Annotated in this window: 22 protein-coding genes; 5 read left to right on the top strand and 17 right to left on the bottom strand. The window is 34.4% G+C overall.

All coding sequences use genetic code 11. The annotated features are described in order from the left end of the window. Positions 1-3 precede the first annotated feature (3 nt). The 16 genes from ACKGJY_RS13420 to ACKGJY_RS13345 all read right to left on the bottom strand — a co-directional run bounded on the left by ACKGJY_RS13420 (position 4) and on the right by ACKGJY_RS13345 (position 16,010). On the bottom strand, positions 4-1,164 hold the full coding sequence (locus tag ACKGJY_RS13420; RefSeq protein ID WP_413974415.1) for a metal ABC transporter permease: 1,161 nt from the start codon (positions 1,162-1,164) through the stop codon (positions 4-6). After that, complete coding sequence (locus ACKGJY_RS13415) at positions 1,157-2,284, bottom strand: metal ABC transporter permease (protein ID WP_413974425.1); 1,128 nt, start codon at positions 2,282-2,284, stop codon at positions 1,157-1,159. The genes ACKGJY_RS13420 and ACKGJY_RS13415 overlap by 8 nt, the downstream gene beginning before the upstream one ends. Positions 2,285-2,675: 391 nt before the next feature. Further along, positions 2,676-3,455, bottom strand: coding sequence for a metal ABC transporter ATP-binding protein (locus ACKGJY_RS13410; RefSeq protein ID WP_413974414.1), 780 nt, complete (start codon positions 3,453-3,455; stop codon positions 2,676-2,678). Positions 3,456-3,887: 432 nt separating this feature from the next. After that, complete coding sequence (locus ACKGJY_RS13405) at positions 3,888-4,793, bottom strand: metal ABC transporter solute-binding protein, Zn/Mn family (RefSeq protein ID WP_413974413.1); 906 nt, start codon at positions 4,791-4,793, stop codon at positions 3,888-3,890. 5 nt (positions 4,794-4,798) lie between these two features. Continuing rightward, the gene (locus ACKGJY_RS13400; RefSeq protein ID WP_413974412.1) at positions 4,799-5,593 is read right to left on the bottom strand and encodes a transporter; all 795 of its coding nucleotides are present in this window, start codon (positions 5,591-5,593) and stop codon (positions 4,799-4,801) included. Then, complete coding sequence (locus tag ACKGJY_RS13395) at positions 5,580-6,239, bottom strand: metal-dependent transcriptional regulator (protein WP_413974411.1); 660 nt, start codon at positions 6,237-6,239, stop codon at positions 5,580-5,582. The genes ACKGJY_RS13400 and ACKGJY_RS13395 overlap by 14 nt, the downstream gene beginning before the upstream one ends. Before the next feature lie 129 nt (positions 6,240-6,368). Continuing rightward, positions 6,369-7,247, bottom strand: coding sequence for a DUF1080 domain-containing protein (locus ACKGJY_RS13390; protein ID WP_413974410.1), 879 nt, complete (start codon positions 7,245-7,247; stop codon positions 6,369-6,371). A gap of 97 nt (positions 7,248-7,344) precedes the next feature. Beyond that, positions 7,345-7,479 carry a FeoB-associated Cys-rich membrane protein gene (locus tag ACKGJY_RS13385; RefSeq protein WP_413974409.1) on the bottom strand — a complete coding sequence of 45 codons (135 nt, stop codon included), beginning with the start codon at positions 7,477-7,479 and terminating at the stop codon, positions 7,345-7,347. Positions 7,480-7,506: 27 nt separating this feature from the next. Further along, a complete protein-coding gene (gene feoB / locus ACKGJY_RS13380; protein WP_413974408.1) occupies positions 7,507-9,606 on the bottom strand; it encodes a ferrous iron transport protein B in 2,100 nt (699 codons plus the stop codon). After that, positions 9,599-9,835: a FeoA family protein gene (locus tag ACKGJY_RS13375; protein WP_413974407.1), complete on the bottom strand. Its 237-nt coding sequence runs from the start codon at positions 9,833-9,835 to the stop codon at positions 9,599-9,601. Before ACKGJY_RS13375 ends, feoB begins: the two co-directional genes overlap by 8 nt. Positions 9,836-10,036: 201 nt before the next feature. Continuing rightward, on the bottom strand, positions 10,037-11,131 hold the full coding sequence (gene bioB, locus ACKGJY_RS13370; protein ID WP_413974406.1) for a biotin synthase BioB: 1,095 nt from the start codon (positions 11,129-11,131) through the stop codon (positions 10,037-10,039). Positions 11,132-11,181: 50 nt separating this feature from the next. Continuing rightward, a complete protein-coding gene (locus tag ACKGJY_RS13365; protein WP_413974405.1) occupies positions 11,182-12,339 on the bottom strand; it encodes a beta-ketoacyl synthase N-terminal-like domain-containing protein in 1,158 nt (385 codons plus the stop codon). 192 nt (positions 12,340-12,531) lie between these two features. Beyond that, complete coding sequence (bioA, locus tag ACKGJY_RS13360) at positions 12,532-13,797, bottom strand: adenosylmethionine--8-amino-7-oxononanoate transaminase (protein WP_413974404.1); 1,266 nt, start codon at positions 13,795-13,797, stop codon at positions 12,532-12,534. Further along, positions 13,794-14,402, bottom strand: a complete 609-nt coding sequence (bioD, locus tag ACKGJY_RS13355) for a dethiobiotin synthase (RefSeq protein ID WP_413974403.1) — start codon at positions 14,400-14,402, stop codon at positions 13,794-13,796. The genes bioA and bioD overlap by 4 nt, the downstream gene beginning before the upstream one ends. After that, positions 14,399-14,812: a putative signal transducing protein gene (locus tag ACKGJY_RS13350; RefSeq protein ID WP_413974402.1), complete on the bottom strand. Its 414-nt coding sequence runs from the start codon at positions 14,810-14,812 to the stop codon at positions 14,399-14,401. Before ACKGJY_RS13350 ends, bioD begins: the two co-directional genes overlap by 4 nt. Before the next feature lie 43 nt (positions 14,813-14,855). Next, on the bottom strand, positions 14,856-16,010 hold the full coding sequence (locus tag ACKGJY_RS13345; protein WP_413974401.1) for an aminotransferase class I/II-fold pyridoxal phosphate-dependent enzyme: 1,155 nt from the start codon (positions 16,008-16,010) through the stop codon (positions 14,856-14,858). 120 nt (positions 16,011-16,130) lie between these two features. On the opposite strand from ACKGJY_RS13345, the gene ACKGJY_RS13340 reads away from it, so the two are divergent. The 4 genes from ACKGJY_RS13340 to ACKGJY_RS13325 are packed head-to-tail and all read left to right on the top strand — an operon-like array spanning position 16,131 to position 17,933. Next, positions 16,131-16,700, top strand: a complete 570-nt coding sequence (locus ACKGJY_RS13340) for a DUF2975 domain-containing protein (protein ID WP_413974400.1) — start codon at positions 16,131-16,133, stop codon at positions 16,698-16,700. Positions 16,701-16,704: 4 nt separating this feature from the next. Then, a complete protein-coding gene (locus ACKGJY_RS13335) occupies positions 16,705-17,232 on the top strand; it encodes a DUF2975 domain-containing protein (protein ID WP_413974399.1) in 528 nt (175 codons plus the stop codon). Between the two features lie 2 nt (positions 17,233-17,234). After that, positions 17,235-17,441: a helix-turn-helix domain-containing protein gene (locus tag ACKGJY_RS13330; RefSeq protein WP_413974398.1), complete on the top strand. Its 207-nt coding sequence runs from the start codon at positions 17,235-17,237 to the stop codon at positions 17,439-17,441. 42 nt (positions 17,442-17,483) lie between these two features. Next, entirely contained in the window at positions 17,484-17,933 is a 450-nt protein-coding gene (locus ACKGJY_RS13325; RefSeq protein ID WP_413974397.1) for a DUF3157 family protein, read from the top strand. Between the two features lies 1 nt (position 17,934). On the opposite strand, the gene ACKGJY_RS13320 is transcribed toward ACKGJY_RS13325, so the two are convergent. Next, positions 17,935-18,486 (bottom strand): hypothetical protein, encoded by a 552-nt coding sequence (locus ACKGJY_RS13320; RefSeq protein ID WP_413974396.1) that lies wholly within the window; start codon positions 18,484-18,486, stop codon positions 17,935-17,937. A gap of 34 nt (positions 18,487-18,520) precedes the next feature. Here ACKGJY_RS13320 and ACKGJY_RS13315 point away from each other — a divergent pair, with 34 nt between their 5' ends. Further along, the gene (locus tag ACKGJY_RS13315) at positions 18,521-19,777 is read left to right on the top strand and encodes a Y-family DNA polymerase (protein ID WP_413974395.1); all 1,257 of its coding nucleotides are present in this window, start codon (positions 18,521-18,523) and stop codon (positions 19,775-19,777) included. Positions 19,778-19,787: the final 10 nt, after the last annotated feature.

Here is a 19,787-nt window from a genome sequence, read left to right as displayed (position 1 = left end):
ATATTACCCTCTAAACAAAAAGAAATCATCCTTCATGTCTTCAATTTGAGCATCTTCGTTAGTGATGATGTAATTGATAGCTTGCGAGGTAAAGTCTTCTCCTTTTTCAGTTAAAGAAACAATATTTTTATCCAATTGAATCATGTTGTTTTTTAATGCTAAATCTAAAACCGTTTTAGAGCGTAGGTTTTGCCAATTGATATGCTCGTTCAGGTGATTGACATGGCGTTCGCGCTCGTCTGTATGGTTTTTTAAATGTAGTAGAAAGGTTAATAATGACACTTCAGTTCGTTGTTGCTTTTCGCGATACATCACCGCTATTACGCCTTTATGCGGAGCAAATAGGTACACCATTAAAAACAATATACCCAACATGGTGGTTATGGATCCAGATATAGAAGCATCTAGCCCATGCGCTAGCCAATAGCCTGAAATGGCACTAAATATGCCAAACCCTATCGCGTAAGTCAGCATGCGTTTTAATTCGTTGGTTAACAAGTATGCCGTGGCAGCGGGTGCAATCATTAAAGCAACTACTAAAATGGCGCCAACAGCATCAAAAGCACCAACTGTGGTTATTGATGATACCGTCATTAAACCGTAATGGAGTATAACAGGAGAAAACCCTAAAGACGCTGCTAAACCTGCATCAAAAGTGCTTACTTTTAATTCTTTAAAAAAGGCAAATAAAAGTCCGATAGTAATAATTAAAATACTACCAATAATCCACAAGGATTTTGGACCTACATCAACTCCAGAAATAAGTAATCTATCAAAAGGAGCAAACGCCAATTCGCCAAGTAAAACAGCATCTACATCCAAATGCACGTCGTTGGCATTTTTGGCAATCATGATCACACCTATACTAAATAAAGCAGGAAACACTAAGCCGATGGCTGTGTCTTCTTTTACTAATCCTGTTTTTTGAATATATTCTACTAAAACTACGGTTAGAATTCCGGTTAAAGCAGCCAACAAAATAAGGAGTGGTGAGTTTAAATCTTGTGTGATAAAAAATCCAATCACAATGCCTGGTAAAATAGAATGACTTATGGCATCACTAATCATTGCCATTTTTCTGAGCACTAAAAATGTACCTGGAATGGCACAGGCTATGGCAACCAAACTCGCAATTAGTTGTATTTCAATTTGAGCGTTACTCATTGTTATCGGTTTGTTGGTTGTATAAGTTTGACGCGGTTTGAAACCCTTCTTCTGTTAAACTCCACATGCTACCCTCTAATTTTACATAGTTTTTTTGTACTAATTTTTGCAAGGTTATTTTGGTGTAGCCTTGAAAATTATTTAATATTTTAATAGCGTGTGGATGCGATATATTCTCGTGACTTTCAACAATGTTGTACATAAACGCCAAGGTTTTATGTAATTGTAAGTCGCGACGGTTTTTGATGAATCTAATTTGTTTGAATAATAAACCACGGCTAGGAGAGAAGATGAATGAGAATAACACGAAAATACTGGCTACAATAACGATAACAGGCCCTGTAGATAAATTGTTTTGGCTAGCACTGATTGCTGTTCCAAAAACCCCTGAGAAAGCACCGAAAATGGCTGCCAGAAATACCATAACACTTAGTCTGTTGGTCCATTGTCTTGCGGCGGCAGCGGGCGCCAATAACATGGCGCTCATTAAAACAACACCAACTGTTTGTAGTCCTAAAACAATGGCTAATACGATGAATGAGGTAATTAGAATATCAATAAATTTTGTATTGAAGCCCAATGTTTTGGTGTAATCAGCATCAAATAATAAGATTTTGAATTCTTTCCAAAATAATAGTAATACGAATAAACAAATGCCCGTAACTATAGTCATCAGCCAAACATCGCTTTCTAAGAGTGTTGCTGCTTGTCCGAATAGATACTTATCTAATCCCGCTTGATTTGCATTGGGTTGTTTTTGGATAAACGTGAGTAGCAGCATACCGAAACCAAAGAAAAGAGATAGAATTAGTCCTAAAGCCGTATCTGATTTTAAATGTGTTTTTTTTATGATACCTCTAATCCAAAATGTTCCTAAAAGACCACTTGCTAAAGCGCCTAAAAGTAGCGTATTACTATCTTTTGCACCAGTAAGTAAAAAGGCTATGGCTATACCTGGTAAGGCAGCATGCGAAATGGCATCGCCTAATAAACTTTGTTTACGGAGTACAGCGAAACTACCTAGCATACCAGTAACTGCGCCTAGAATAGCTGTGCCTAGTGTTATGGTTCTTAGCGTGTAGTCTGTGAAGACGAGTTTTATGTATTCTGTTATGTCCATAATTTTTGCTAAAGCAGGAATCTTGTTCTGTTTCGCAATTTTATTTTTTATTATGTTCATTTTGCCTTGATGCAAAACAAACCAAAAGATCAAGTTCAAGCCGAGGAATTTTTCATTCCGCTATAGCGGAATAAAAACCGATTTGAAAACTCCGCGTCGAACTATTGTTCTCCTGTTCTCGGAGCTTTTCTTCATCTATTCTGCGCCTTGACGATCAATTCTTTGAATTGATTCGGGACTTGATTTTCTGTTTGTATCATGTTTTTATCTCAATTTCCCTCTCTCTTTCATAGTTTTTAGATAATATACTGTAATTTCGAAATATTTTCTTCTTATTTTAAATCTTCAGGAGAAACGTTTTAAGTTTCCCCCTTTAGGGGCTAGGGGGCCTCTACTCTTGGATACTTACTTTATAATTTATACCATAGGTTTTTGTTAAGTTATCATCATTAAAAATATCCTTAACTGGTCCTGTGGCAATCTTTTTTACATTTAAAAAGGTGACCCAATCGAAATACTCCGGAACCGTTTGTAAATCGTGATGCACTACAATGACTGTTTTTCCTGCTTTTCGTAATTCTTTTAAAATGTTGATGATGGCTATTTCTGTTGTCGCATCTACACCTTGAAATGGTTCGTCCATAAAATAGATTGATGCGTTTTGTACCAATGCTCTGGCTAAAAAAATACGTTGTTGTTGGCCACCAGAAAGCTGACTTATTTGTCGGTTTTTAAATGGTAACATGCCTACTTTTTCTAAGGCTTCTAAAGCTGCTTTTTTTTCTTTTTGTCCTGGACGTTTTATCCAGCCTAAACTGCCGTAAGTCCCCATTTTTACAACGTCTAAGGCTGTGGTTGGAAAATCCCAGTCTACGCTTCCTTTTTGTGGCACGTAGGCTACAATTTGACGTTGTTTTTCATAGGGCTTGCCAAAAATTTCTACACTTCCGGCAATGGGTTTTAGAATGTCTAAAATAGATTTTATAAGGGTGGATTTTCCTGCGCCGTTTGGACCTACAATAGCCATGAGAACACCTTCTGGGATTTCTAAATCGATGTCCCAAAGCACGGGTTTGTAGTTGTATGCTACGGTTAGGTCGTCTACTTTTACGGCTATAGCACCTGCGGAAGCAGGTGTCTCTTTAGAATTTTTATTTGTTTTTTGTTCCATTACTATTTTATTTTTAAGTTCATTTTGCCTTGATGCAAAACGAACCAAAAAATCAAGTTCAAGTCGAGGAATTTTTTATCCCGATTTTTATCGGGATAAAAACCGATACGAAAACTCCGCGTCGAACTATCGTTCTCCTGTTCTCGGAGCTTTTCTTTATCTATTCTGCGCCTTGACGTTCAATTCTTCGAATTGATTTGGGTGTCGACTTTCTGCTAATTTTATTTTTTGCTATACATATTTTTTAACTTTCTAAACTCTAAACTCTAAACTCTAAACTCTAAACTCTAAACTCTAAACTTAAGCAAATTTTCTATGATTTGGAACTATAACCTGACCTTGGCTGATGATTTAGCCCTGATAGAAGCGGCATCCTTTTTTGATATTTCTTCAAAAAAGATATAGCGGATAGCAGGATTAGCTCCTAAAAAATTACTTTAATGCATTTACAATGGTATTTACATTATACTCAAACATGCCGATATAGGTACCTTCAACAGTGCCGGCATTACCAAGGGCATCCGAATATAGGGTTCCGCCAATAGTAACGTTATGCCCTTTTGATTTCACGGCTGCTTGCAACGCCTGAATAGTGCGTTTGGGTACCGAACTCTCTACAAAAATTGCTTTGACTTGATGCTCAATGATGAAGGCGGACAACTTTTGAACATCTTGAACACCAGCTTCGGTAGCTGTAGAAAGGCCTTGTAAACCTACAACCTGAAAATTAAAAGCTTTTCCAAAATAGTTGAACGCGTCATGCGCGGTAACCAAAATACGGTCTTCTTTTGGAAGTGTATTTATGGTGGTTTCTATCTGGCTTTTTAGGGTGTTGAGTTTGGCTATATAGGCTTTTCCGTTAGCTTCAAAATTGATTTTTTGTTTTGGAATTGCTTCTGAAAGTGTGTTTACAACGAAATTTGTGGCTTGCTTCCAGTATTCTATATCAAACCATATATGTGGATCGTAATTAGATGCGAAATATTCTGAGCCGATAAGCGTATTTTTGTCTATAGCATCTGAAATGGCAACGGTTTTTTTGTTTTTCATTTTTTCGAAAACTTCAACCAGTTTGCCTTCTAAGTGTAAACCGTTGTAAAATATAATATCGGCATTTGCTAGTTTGGTAACATCGCCTTCGCTGGCTTTGTAAAGGTGCGGATCTACACCACTACCCATTAAACCTTGCATATTGATATGCTCGCCACCAATATTTTTTACTAAATCTGTTATCATCGTGGTTGTGGTGACGATGTTTAATTTGCCGTTTTCTTTTTTCTCGTTTTTGCAGCTCAAAAAAAGTGTTATTGCTAAAAGTACTATAAACTGTTTTTTCATGCTTTCTAATTATTTTTTCTTACTCTATAACTAAATCCTAACCCTAATAATAAATCTTGTCCTTCGGTAATACTTGTGCCTACGTATGCATCTAACTGTAAATCGTTATTTACCAAATAGGTTATTCCTGCATCCCAAAAGTGATTGGCAGAATTATCTTCGGGTAAATCACCATAAACTTCGGCATACATTCCGAATTTTTCTGTAAAACTATAACCGTAAGCTACCGTATAAATAGCAGCAGCTTCTGGAGAGTCATCACCCCATTGCGCTCCAACATTATACCCCAAACTTGATTTTTCATTTAATGTGTGAGACAGTGATAGCCTAAAATCTACACCGGTATACTCTGGACGATAATCTGCTGAGGCACTAAATACGGGAAATACGTGACCAATAAGAGCTATTTCTGGCATGCAGCCATTTTCTTCTGCTATATCTAATTTCATACCAACCAGTAAAGGCGATAAGCCACTTGTCACGTTATTTAACTTATTGTTGTTTATTGTGGTAACACCCTCAACAAAATCCCAACCTAAGCGTAGTTCTAAATTATCTAATATGCCGTAACGAACAAGCATAGTATTGAATGTATAATCTTCGGATTTTACATTATTTGCTTCAAAAGATTCATATAATCCTCCAGTTTCAAATTGTAAAACACCTTTGCCTACGGTTGACGATGCTTCTGTAGCATCAGGTCTATCAGTAACTAAAGGGTCTAAGGTATCATTTTGAGCTACAGCTGAAAATGATATTAATAAAGTTGCAAAAATGAGTGTGTAATTAATTTTGTTCATTAACATAAATTATTGAGGTGAAATCTTCGTTTAAAAGAATGGTATTATTATTTACTAAAATTTGAGTCATTTTATTTTTACTGAATTGCTTTGATACCAAAACGGTGTTTCCGTATTTTAATCCGTGTTGCGCGCAGAAATCAAAAAACTCTTTATCATCACTCATTAATCTAGAGATGATATAAGTTTTACCCTCAATAGTATTTGAAAGTGGAATAGAATTATCTACAGTAGTGATTTCACCATTTGCATTAGGAATAGGGTCTCCGTGAGGATCAAATTTTGGATTGCCTAAAAATTCACTGATTTTGTCGGCTAGCAAATCCGATGTTTGGTGCTCTAATAATTCTGCTTCACGATGAATATCATGCAAAGATAAATCGAACAGTTTAAAAAGAAGCGCTTCCCAAAGACGGTGCTTGCGTATCACATTTAATGCCATTTTAGTGCCTTTATCCGTAAGTTTTAACTCCTGATATTTTTCATAATGTAGAAGGTCTTTTATAGCTAGTTTTTTGGCCATATCAGTTGCTGCAGCATTGGATATACCCAATTCTTTAGCGATATTACCCGGTTTGGTGTCGTTATGGTCTCGTTTTCCGTTTTTGTAAATCGCTTTTACAAAATTTTCAATAGCTACAGACATTTGTTTGCTTTAATTAATTTTTAAGTGAGCTTAAAATTTTTTCAAATGTAACTAAAAAAAATAAAAGTTGGCTTTTTATTATAAAAAAAGCCAACTTTTAATGTAGTTGTTTTGAACTAATAATACTTATTACTTGAGTTTAATAGCTTTTAAAATAAACTCTGGGAATTCAGTAATAGACGTTACGGACATATTTTTATAATAACACTCCGCAGCTTCAGATTGTATTTGTATCTGCCCTTCAATTAAAGGTGTATTGGTTTCAGGATTCATAGCATTTTCAACCACCATAACAATTTTACCGTTTACCACATGTACCGCATCATTACCAATTACGTACAATTCTAAATGATTCCAACTCCCATGAGGATTTTGCGGCTCTAACGCTGCGTGTATATACCCTTTTCCTTCAAAATAAGTGTTTAAATTAGGGTCGTATTTTTTAGGATCAGCATTGGCATCGCCTCTTATTTCAACCTTTGGCCCTTTAACTTTTGGTGTAGCCGTATTGCCATTTAAGGAAATAAAATCACCTAAATCTGTTTCCTGTACCTGGAATTCCAAACAGGTTTTCCAAGTATTCCAAAAACGACCATAATTACCATAACTATGGTATAAAATACCTGAATCCTTTCTTCTTTCTAGTCTTGGTTCCCATTTTTTATGTCCCCATCTAAAAAGGGTGCTAAAATGATAATTACCGTAGGTTTCTTTTGTGGTAATGCTTCCATAAACTTCACCAGAAATATTCAATATGGTTTCACCATTTATATTGGTTGTTGTAAAAATATTTTTAGGGTCATTATTTAGACCTAGCGGTGTACCTTTTCTAACGTTATCAGATTGATATGTGCCTTCTGGTAAGCCAACTACTGTGCTGTGGGGTACGCCGATATAGGTATTGAAGTTGGTTAAATTTGCATCTAATAATTTGGTGGTATTGCTTTGTGAGTATGTCGCAGTAATACTAGTTATAGCTATGACACTTAAAAATAGTCTTTTTTTCATTTTAATAAATATTAATAGTATTTTTCAAGTCTAGAGCAAATTAGCTATAAATTTTGGAATGCTACCATATTGGAGCAAAGGTTTTTAAATATGTAGTTTAATCACAACCACAACCATCATTACCACAAGCTTTTTTTGCTTCAGGTTTTTTCCAGAAGAATTTTTTAATTAAAAATAAAACCGCCAAGGCAACCGCAGTAAAGGCAAATATATTTTGGATGATGTGGTTCATAATACTTTAGTCGAATTTAAAGTGGTTTTATTTCAAAAACTGGAAGGCAATTAAAGCTACAATATAGGCAAAAAGCGTCATTATCACCAGTTGTAAGGTTGGCCATTTCCAGCTGTTTGTCTCCTTTTTAACAATGGCTAGTGTACTCATACATTGCATAGCGAAGGCATAAAATAATAATAGTGAAATACCCGATGCAAAATTAAATAACGGACCACCGAGAATTGGATTTACTTCTGCAGCCATTCGGTTTTTAATGGTAGCTTCATCGTCATTTCCAACACTGTAAATAGTAGCTAGTGTACCCACAAAAACTTCACGAGCAGCAAATGAGCTTACAATGGCTATGCCAATTTTCCAATCGTATCCTAAAGGTCTAATTACAGGCTCAATAGCATGACCAGCAATACCAATAAAAGAATGTTCTAGTTTATGCGATGCTATTTTTTGTTGTAACTCGTCTTCATTTAAATTTTGAGATGCATATTCAATAGAAATAATAGTTTCAGCATTATTAAACTGTTCTCCAGGGCCATAAGATGCTAAAAACCAAAGAATAATAGAAATGGCCAAAATAATTTTACCAGCACCAAATACAAAGGATTTTGTTTTTTCAATAACCGTTAAAGCCACATTTTTAAACATGGGGAGTTTGTAGTTAGGCATTTCAACAACAAAAAACGTTTTACTTTTAATTTTTAGAATTTTATTTAAAATAAAAGCGGAAACAATAGCCGTTCCAAAACCAATTAAATACAGTAGCATTAAGGTTAACGCTTGATAGCTTAACCCAAAAAATCGCCCTTCAGGAATGACTAAAGCAATAATAATAAGGTACACAGGTAAGCGTGCAGAACAGGTTGTAAAAGGTGTTACTAAAATAGTAATTAAACGTTCTTTCCAACTTTCAATATTACGTGTTGCCATAATAGCAGGAATAGCGCAAGCCGTACCAGAAATAAGTGGCACAACACTTTTGCCGCTCAAACCAAAACGCCTCATAATTCTGTCCATTAAAAATACTACGCGACTCATGTAACCACTTTCTTCAAGTACGGCTATAAATAAAAATAGAAATGCAATTTGCGGAATAAAAATAACAATACCACCCAAACCAGGAATAATACCTTCAGCAATTAAATTGGTAAAAGCACCTTGGGGTAAACTATTTTTTATCCATTCGCTTAAACTAGCAAATGCCCCATCAATAAAGTCCATGGGTACACTAGACCAATCATAAATAGCTTGAAAAATTGTTAATAGAATAAAACCAAAAATAAGATATCCCCAAACTTTATGCGTTAAAATTCTATCTAATTTAATGCGTAAATCTTTGGCCTGACTTAAATCTATAGTTTGCCCTTTAGCTAAGGCATTATTTATAAATTGATACCGTTTTATAGTTTCTTTTTGCTGTAAACGTTTTAGATCGCCTTTACTTTTGGTCTTAAAATCGGCAACCGCATCAAAATCATTTCTGTCTGTTTTTCCAAAATTAACATCTTGGGTAATTACTAACCAAAGTTTATATAATAATTGGTTAGGAAATGCCTTTTTTAAATTTCCAAAATACGTTGGGTCAATACTATTAGTATCTAAACAAGGCTTTACCGATACCTCTTTATAGTTTGCAATTAAGGTTTTTAGTGTATCGATACCCTTATTTTTTCGTGTACTTATAAGTGCAATTTTAGTATTAAGTTGCTCTTCTAAATAATCAATATTTAAAGAAATACCTTTGTAACGCATACGGTCTGCCATATTTATCACTAGTAGCGTCGGTATTTCTAAATCTTTAATTTGGGTGAATAATAAAAGGTTCCGTTTTAGGTTTTCAACATCGGTTACCACCACAGCAATATCAGGAAAATCCTTATCGTTTTTATTCAATAAAAGTTCAATAACGACATTTTCATCAAGCGAAGACGCATTTAAACTGTACGTTCCTGGTAAATCAATAATATGCGCCTTAACACCACGGGGTAATTTACAAATACCCTGTTTTTTTTCAACCGTAATACCGGGGTAATTGCCAACCTTTTGGTTTAAACCCGTTAAAGCATTAAAAACCGAAGTTTTTCCAGTATTAGGATTGCCAATTAAAGCAACGTTTATCTGTTTACTCATGTGCTACTTTTTCAATTAAAATAAGGGCAGCCGTTTCTTTTCTAATCGCTAGATGCGAGCCATTTATATTTAAATACATCGGGTCCTGGAAGGGTGCCACTTGCAAAAGTTCTACCGAGTTACCAGGTAAACACCCCATTTCAAGTAATTTTAAAGGAATTTCAACAGAGGAAACATCAGTAATAATGCCACGTTCTCCACGTTTTAAATGTGCTAAAGTGTCTTGCAAGCTTATTTAGATTGATTTTAAAGAAGCAAAAATACAGCAAACTTTATAAGTACAAAAGTTAAAGTGTAATTATTTGGGCGTTACCCACAAGGGGTCGGGCTTTACGTTACTAGTCCTCGCACCTCCTGCGTCGGGCTGTGGGCTATACACTGCAATCCCTAACGCGGGGCTTGCCAAGGTAGATTTTACTAAGTTAACTAGTTACTTAACTGCCTTAGCCTTTGTTTTAGCAACTTCGTTACGTTCAATTTTGTGTTCTGGTCTCGTCCATTTAGGCTTTTCACCCAAAGCTTCAAATTGAGAATCCTTAGCCTCAACCGATTGTGGTTGTGTTTTTTTAATAAATGGCTTTTGCGGATTTAAGCCTAAGAGTTTAAACATTTCCATATCCTCATTTACATCAGGATTTGGAGTAGTTAATAATTTATCGCCCGCAAAAATAGAGTTAGCACCCGCAAAAAAGCACATGGCTTGTCCTTCTCTACTCATTTGTGTTCTTCCAGCACTTAAACGAACTTGGGTTTCCGGCAACACAATACGCGTGGTAGCTACCATACGTACCATTTCCCATATAGACACTGGTGTTTGGTCTTCAAGAGGTGTGCCATCAACAGCGACTAATGCATTAATAGGTGTAGATTCTGGTTGCGGATTTAAAGTAGAAAGCGCTACCAGCATACCAGCTCTATCTTCTATTTTTTCTCCCATTCCAATAATACCACCACTACAAACAGTAACATTAGTTTTTCTCACATTATCAATAGTTTCTAGGCGATCTTCGAAACCACGAGTAGAAATCACTTCTTTATAATACTCTTCAGAAGAATCTAAATTATGATTGTAAGCATATAAGCCGGCTTCTGCTAAACGTTGTGCTTGGTTTTCGGTAAGCATGCCTAAAGTACAGCACACTTCCATATCTAGTTTATTAATGGTACGTACCATTTCTAAAACCTGATCAAACTCTTCGCCATCTTTTACATTTCGCCATGCAGCTCCCATACATACGCGAGAACTTCCAGTAGATTTTGCACGTAACGCTTGCGCTTTTACATGCTGAACGCTCATTAAATCATTACCTTCAATATCTGTGTGATAACGTGCTGCTTGCGGGCAATACCCACAATCTTCAGGACATCCTCCTGTTTTTATAGATAATAATGTAGAAACTTGAACTGTATTTGGATCGTGATTTACCCTATGTATTGTTGCCGCCTCGTAAAGCAACTCCATTAAAGGCTTATTATAAATATCAAGAATTTCCGCTTTTGTCCAGTTGTGTTTAGTCACGCTCATAAATCTATCAGTTAGTTGAAATCAAAAATAGTAATTAAAAGATAAAACTTTTAGTTTTTACTTAATAATATAGAAACTGCATTACCACCAAAACCAACAGCATTAATCATCACGTTTTTAATAGACTTTGGAGATTTTTGAGGTTTTAAATAAGGGATATCTATAAATTTCTGATATTGAATCATTAAAATTGCTAGTTCTAAACTTAAAACACCAGATGCACCAAATGTATGTCCAATTTTCCATTTATTGGATGTTACTGCTGGTAGCTTATCTTTAAATACGTTTTGGATGGCCTTATATTCTGATGTGTCACCTTTAATTGTGCCTGGTGCATGCATGACAATAACATCAATCTCATTAGGATTTAAGTTTTTTAAAGCCATAGCCATAGATTTTTGAAAGCACTGGGCGTCACTAGATATCGAGATGTTGTGTTTTAATATTTCGGTAGCATACCCATAACCCGTAATTGTTGCTATGGCATTAGTTTTTTTACCTTCTTCTAAACACACCATTGCAGCGCCTTCTCCTAAAAGCATGGTGTTTTTAGTCTTTTCAAAATCTAAAGCACGACAAGGATAGTCACCGTTTTCTTTAGAATAGATTTTTAAGGCTTGCATTTGTGCAATAGTAAACGGCGTTAATGGTGCTTCGCTACCACCAACTAAAAACTTACTGCACATACCAGAATTTATCCAAGCAATACCATTTAGTATGCTATGTAAAGCAGTAGAGCATGTTATGGAATGGCTAATTTCGGGACCTTGTGTTTGCAAATCGTGTGCTACCCACGAGGAAATATTTCCTAAAGTAGTAGTTGGCGAACTTAAGGTTTCGGCTTTATTGTGTTTTAAAAATGACTCATGATAGGTTTCAAACAAACGAGTAGCACCGCGAGATGAACCAATATTAATTCCGAAATTATCAGAGGCATTCCAACCTGCTTTTTTTATAGCTTGCCTAGAAGCGTATATAGCAAAAAGAACAGTGTCATCTAGCGTTTTGTATTTGTTGTCTGATTGTTTTAATAGCGCAATCTCATATTTGGCGTCTTCTGAAATTTGCGATACCAAAACTGATTTTCCAGAATATGTTTCCTCAGAAATACAAGGCGAGTTACTTTGATAGCTTTTCCATGTGGCGTCTAATGATGTTCCTAAAGGAGAAATGGACGCTATGGCTGTTATGGATATTGGTGTATTCATGTCGGTTTGTTGCATATAATCAACATGCACTATTTTAAAAGGCAAATTTAGGGCATTGTTGTACAATTTATGCCAATTGTTTCATGTTTTTACGGGTTTTGATTTGCGTTAGGGATTGAGGGATTTGTTGAAGCTCCCCGACGCAGGAGGGAGCGACTCCCGAAAGCCCGACCCCTTTTTTGGGGTAACGCCCTAAATAAAATGTAACGCATCTTGAATAGTTTGATACACTTTTTGCAATTCGGCTTTTGAAATCACATAAGGCACTTGTATATAAATGGTGTTTCCGAGCGGGCGTAAAAATACACCTCTGTCCATAAAAAACTTTAGGAGTTTATCGCGTAAATCGCCGTAACGTGCCATTTTAACGTTGAGGTCTATGGCAAAAATAACGCCTAAATGCCTTGTTGTTTCAACTTTGGGATGGTTCTTTATTTCTGTGTTAAACTTTGAATGCGATTGTTCTATCCACTTTATACTATCTTGAATTTTAGTAGAGGTGAGTAACTCAATACCAGCAATTGCGGTAGCACAGGCCACAGGATTTGCAGAGTAGGTGTGGCAATGGAAGAAGCCTTTTGCAACATCGTTACTTAAAAATGCATCATAAATTTCTTGTGTACAAGATGTAATAGCCATTGGCAGTAAACCTGCTGTGAGTGCCTTACTTAAGCACATAATATCGGGTTTAGTTTCCAAATAATCTGATGCAAAATTTTTGCCTGTTTTACCAAAACCTGTCATTACTTCATCAGCTATGGTGAGGATGTTATGCTGTTTGAAGAAATTCAGAATTGTATTTAAGCCTTTGGCATCATGGGTTTTCATGCCTGCCGCACCTTGAATTAGCGGTTCGTATATAAAACCAGCAATATTATGGTGTGACACTAAAAGTTTAAGTTGCTCTAATAGGGTTTTGGTATTGCTTCCGTTAGGCGTAGGAATGCGTTTTACATCGATTAAAAAATCTTCAAAAGGGTCGTTATACACAGAAAGCCCCGAAACACTCATGGCGCCAAAGGTATCGCCATGAAATCCGTTTTCAAAAGCAATAAATAACGACCGTTTTTCGCCATTATTAAAATAATATTGCAATGCCATTTTTATCCCAGCTTCTACGGCGGTAGAGCCATTATCATTAAAATAAATTTTGTTTTGGTTTTGGGGTAAAATTTTAATGAGTTCTTCAGAAAGTTTTATAACAGGTTCGTGTGTAAAATCGCTAAACATCACCTGGTCTAATTGCTGCATTTGTTTGTACGTGGCTTCAACAATATACTCGTTACAATGCCCGTACATACAGGTGTACCATGAGGCAATAGCATCAATATACTCGTTACCATCTTCATCAGTTAGTATACAGCCTTTTGCTTTTACAATAGCTAAACTGTCTGGGTTTAGTTGGTGCTGCTTTAGCGGATGCCACAAGTGTTTTTTATCTCTTTTTTGAAGACTCATAATTTGTCTTTAAACAGTTCTGCATATGCTTTTACCACATTTTTATCAAAATAGGGCTCTTCATCAATTCTTCCGAGTATGGGCACTTGCGTCATTTTTTTTATAATATCTTCAGTAGTGTTATGTTCGTCTCCGCTAAAGATAATGGACACATCAAATCCTTTATTTTTTAGTGCTTGCACCGTTAAAAGTGTGTGATTTATGCTTCCTAAATAATGTCTGGATACTACAATAACTTTATAATCTGGTTGTATGATATCAAAAATAGTTTCTGTATTATTTAAAGGCACTAATAAACCACCTGCACCTTCTATAACTAAATTATTCTTAGTTTTTGGTGGCTTTATCGTTTTAATATCTATTGTAATTCCATCAATTTCTGCTGCACCATGCGGACTCATAGGTGTTTTTAATGCATAGGCGTTGGGGTGAAATTTAGATTTAGAATTAGAGACTAAGCGCTCTACTTTTTTTGTGTCACAATTATCTAATTCTCCCGCTTGTACTGGTTTCCAATAATCGGCTTCTAAAGCTTCAGTGATAATTGCAGAAGCTACTGTTTTGCCAACATCGGTTGAAATGCCTGTGATGAAGTATGTTTTCATTTTAAATCAAATTCGGTTTTACAAGCTTCACATCTATATTTATGTCTTGTATAAAATGGAAGCGAAGAAAATAATACACCAAAAATAAACCAGAATAATGATTTAGCATCTTTTATTGTTGAAAATAACTCAATATGGTTTCCATGGCAATTGGGGCAACTTATTGTATTGCCATCATCGTCAATGGAGTATTTGTTTATTGATGCTAAAATATGTTGTGCTTTTAAAGCATCGGTTGATAGCACTTTTAGCTTTACGCCACCAATAGCGTTACTTACCAAAGGATCGGTATCTATAGTTAAATGATCACTTAAGAATACTTGAATCCCTTCGGCTTCTAAACGACCTTTTATAATTTGAGCTTCGGTTGAATATTGGTATCTAGCAATGGTTTTAAAAGTATCGCTCATAAATAGTGTTTAGTTTTTTTAAGCTATTGAAGCAAGTTCAACGTTAAGATGTTACAAAAGTAGCGAGTAACTTTAAGACTTCTGAGATTTCTTTTTTAGAATTATAGCTGTGTAAACAAAAGCGTAAACGTTCCTGACCACTTGGTACGGTTGGTGAAAGAATAGGCTTAACGTTAAACCCATGATGTTGAAGATTTTTAGAAATTGATTTTACATTAGCATTCCCAGAAATAATACAACACTGAATAGCAGAATGTGATTCAATAAATAAGTGCTCCAGTTTATGTGTTACTATTTCAGCTTTAAAATATCTGATATTTTCATGTAGCTTGCCAATGGCTGTACTGTGTTTTAATTCTTGATAAGCCGTATATATAGTTGCTAAACTATGTGGCGGTAACGCAGTAGTGTAAATAAAACTACGCGAAAAGTTTATTAAATACTGTTTTAAAATATCGCTACCTAAAATAGTAGCACCATGGCAACCTAAAGCTTTACCGAACGTGATAATACGTGCAAAAATAGCGTCTTCTAAATTTAAGTGTTGAATTAGGCCAACGCCTTTTTTTCCAAAAACACCAGTAGCATGGGCTTCATCTACAACTAAAAACGCATTGTGCTGTTTACTTACCTGTGCTATTTTTTCCAGATGAGGTGTATCGCCATCCATAGAGAATACAGATTCTGTAACAATATAAATGTTTGTTTCTTTTGAATTTCTATGGCGTTCATGTTCACATTTTTTTTCTAATGCGGCTACATCATTATGTTTAAACTTATATCCTTTTGCATGACTCATAGAAATGCCATCTCTTATGGATGCGTGTATATATTCATCATATAAAATAATATCACCACGTTGCGGAACCGATGAAAAGAAGCCAATATTAGCATCGTAACCCGAATTAAAAATTACAGCAGATGGACTATGATGAAACTCACATAGTTGTTGTTCTACCTCGTAATACAATTTATGGTTTCCAGAAAGTAATCTGGAGCCTGTTGCACCGTTTTGAGTAATATTATGGTCTTTTAAAAACTGATGTGCATTTTTGAAAATGATGTTTTTTTTAGAAAATCCTAAATAATCGTTTGATGAAAAATCGATTAAATTATTGGGAGACTTAAGCAAACGTAGCGCATTATTTGTTCTACGCTCATCAAGTTTGTCTTGTAATTTTTTTGGAAAATCTTTCATCTAAAACAAATATAAATAATGCTTCCGTTATTCTGGAGTTTAAAATAGTTTTAATTAATATTATTGTTTTTCGATAATTTTATTTATTTTTGTTATTGTTAAACAATAATTTTAGGCGTAATGACTAAAAACACACTTCTCAATATTGCAATACTGTTGTGTAAAATTTTTAAGATAGGGCTAGTTGTAATAGTAATAGCGCTAACAATATTTTTTGTTCATCTTCAAATAGATAAGAATTATTATAAGGGTAAAGAATTACAATTTAATACCAAACAATATAATTATTCTATATCATATAAATTGAAAAAAGATGACTTGATGGAAGATAAAGATGTTTACACAATAGATCATATAACGACAGGATCTCTTTATATTAATTATTTAAAATATATTGCTGTATTTGCGTTGGTTTTTATGGCTCTTAAAGAATTTCAGAGCGTAATGATGTCGGTAAAACGTGTTGAAACATTTGGGATGCAAAACGTAAAATCGTTTAGACGCATTGGGATGTATCTTTTGATTTATATCATACTAATTAGTTATTCCTCAATTAGCTTTGAGTTAGGAGGATTTAAAGGTTTCAGACTTTCTATTGGTCCATTTATTCTAGTTTTAGTAGCGTTTATAATGGCTGAAGTTTTTAAAGAAGGAGGTTTATTAAAACAAGAAAACGATTTAACGATATAACGAAATGAAAAAACTCGCTTACGTAACATCCAAAATACTGTTTTATACTATTGCCATTGTATTGCTATTTCTATTCGTATTTTCAATATTCGCTTTTTTAGAATATAAATTTGAACTAGATATACTTTTTGTAGATGTTATAGACAACAGAGGGAAAGTTCACGTACCTGTATTAGGGCTAAATATTAACGTACCTTTTAATTATGCTATTTTTATTATGTGGATTGTTATGGCATATTACATTATTTACTTTTATGCTTTTAAAGAATTTTTGAAAGTTTTTGTGAAAAAGGAGCTATTCGATAAAAGGAGTTTAAAACGATTACGTTTATTTCTAATACTAAATATGCTTCCGTTAGGTTATATTATAATATTTACTAGCTCTTTTTTGATAAAAGGAGTTTCAATTCGTTTTGGAGATGATTATTTTATTGTGTTTGCCCATTTGGTTATTGCTTTTTTAATTTATCTGTATTTAGATGTTTTGAAAAAAGGGAGATATATTAAAGAAGAAAACGATTTAACCATATAGTTATGCCAATAGTTGTAAATCTGGATGTTATGCTAACCAAACGCAACATGAAAAGTAAAGAACTTGCTGAAATTATTGGTATTACTACTGCTAATCTCTCTATTTTAAAATCTGGAAAAGCCAAAGCAGTTCGGTTTTCAACCTTAGAGGCTATTTGTAAAGCACTAAAGTGCCAACCCGCTGATATTTTAGAGTATGTTGAAGATTAAGTTGTATTTTTGAGTAACCGTTTGAATTTTATAATTTTTGCTATGAAATCATTTATCTTGTTTTTTGTTTTATTCACTTCCTTTATCAGTTTTGCTCAAGATAATCACATTGTAAAAACTGATGATGGTAGGCGAGTATTATTAAAAGCAGATTTTACTTGGGAGTATATTGATATTAAAGCAGCAAATGCAAAATCTAATATTAAAACGGTATCAACATCAAAAGAAAACACGAAATGTAGTTTGCCAAAAGATTATGTAGAACCTAAACTTAACGGTAAAATACAAGCACAATTAAAGAAGGGCAGAGCTACGATGAATCATGTAAAAAACAAAGTAGCTAAAGAATATAATTGTAATGTAGAAGATGTTGTGCTTTTATCAGTTTCAGAACAAAAAGCAAAAGGCGTATATACCTTTTGTGCAAATGGGCAAGAAGTTATTTATAAACGTATTGGTACAACAATTATAAAAAAGAAGACATTATTTTAGGCTAGATGTTTTTATATACCATTTCGCCTTTTTTCATAGAAGCTTCTTTATTTATCCATTTATAATTATTAGGAATAGTTGCATCTAGTATATCTATTTGTAATAATTCTGAAATTTCGTAACCAATTACAAAAGCTTCCTTAAAATCATATTTTTTATACAATTCCCAGTGTTGATTTCTGTTGTACCATAAATTTATCTCATATACTTTTTCACCATCTATGAGAGGTTGATGAAATATAGAAACATACTCATAATTATTAATAGCTTTCCATTGTCCAAACTTAATAGGTCCCACTTCAAACGTAGCACGAAATCTTGACTTTTTTACATCTATATAAACACTTTTGTTAAAGGAAAATCCAATACCTGCAACAACAAGATATACTACAGTATTAAAATTATATCCTATGTTTTTTAAGTTTTTATCTGTCCAGTTTGCATTATAAATTATATATACAAATAATGCTAGAGCTGTTGTAAAAAAAATAGAAGCAACAAAACGTTGCCAAAAAGGACGTTGATTTTCTGAAACAATTATATCTTTTTTCATGCACTAAATGTAAATAAATCTGTAATTTTATACTATGTATGCCTTAGTAGATTGTAACAACTTTTATGCGTCTTGCGAGCGGGTATTTAACCCCGTTTTGCAAACCAAGCCTATTGCTGTTTTAAGTAATAACGATGGTTGCGTTATTGCTAGAAGTGATGAAGCTAAAGCGTTAAACTTACCAATGGGAGCTCCTATTTTTAAATGGGATGGGTTTTGTAAAGCAAATGGTATTACCGTATTATCTTCCAACTATCCATTATATGGCGATATGAGTCATCGAGTTATGACAATTTTAGAGCAGTTTACACCAAATGTTGAGGTGTACAGTATAGACGAGGCTTTTTTAGAATTTAAAGGTTTTGAAAACTATAATTTTGAAGATTACGGCAATCAAATACGGCAGCGTATTTTAAAATGGACGGGCATACCCACCTGTGTAGGTATAGCACCAACAAAAGCATTAAGTAAAGTTGCTAATAAAATAGCGCGTAAATTTCCTAAGGAAACAAAAGGGGTTTACGTTATAGATTCTGAAGAAAAACGAGTTAAAGCCTTAAAATGGATTGCCATTGAGAATGTTTGGGGAATAGGGCGTGGGTTTCAAAAGAAATTAAATGCTAAAGGCTGTACAAAGGCGATAGATTTTGTAAACCTCCCTGACGCTTGGGTGCGTAAAAATTTTGGTTCTACAGGCTTTAAACTAAAAAAGGAGTTAGAGGGTATTGCGCAATTACAACTTGATGAGCCTACAACAAAAAAAGCTATAGCCACCACACGTAGTTTTGATTATAGTTATGATGATATACACTATATAAAGGAGCGTGTATCTACCTTTGCCACGCGTTGTGCCGAAAAATTACGCAAGCAAGGGTCTAGCTGTTATATGGTGTATGTAACCTTAGAAAGCGATAGGTATAAAAAGGATATGGCGCAGCATAAAGCGAGTAGAGTAGTAAATTTTCCGTATCCAACAGATTCTAATTTAATTATTAGTGGTGCTGCTGTTAATGCGGTAACGCAACTTTTTAAAACAGGTATTAAATACAAGCGTGCAGGTGTTATTGTAATGGGATTAGTACCTACAAATAATCAGCAATTGCAAATGTTTGATGCTGAAAACCCTAAACACAAACCCTTAATGAGCGCTATTGATAAATTAAATAAAAAGTATGCAACTCATAAAGTAAAATTAGGTAATCAAGATTTAAAGCGTACTTGGAAAATGCGCCAAGAACGATTATCACCAAAATACACTACTGATATTAATGATATTATTGTAGTAAAATAATATGGTCGTT

It is taken from the genome of Hyunsoonleella sp. 2307UL5-6, assembly GCF_047345485.1.
Lineage (GTDB): Bacteria > Bacteroidota > Bacteroidia > Flavobacteriales > Flavobacteriaceae > Jejuia.
The sequence above is the reverse complement of the archived record's forward strand: the minus strand, read 5'-3'. Positions and strand labels throughout refer to the sequence as shown.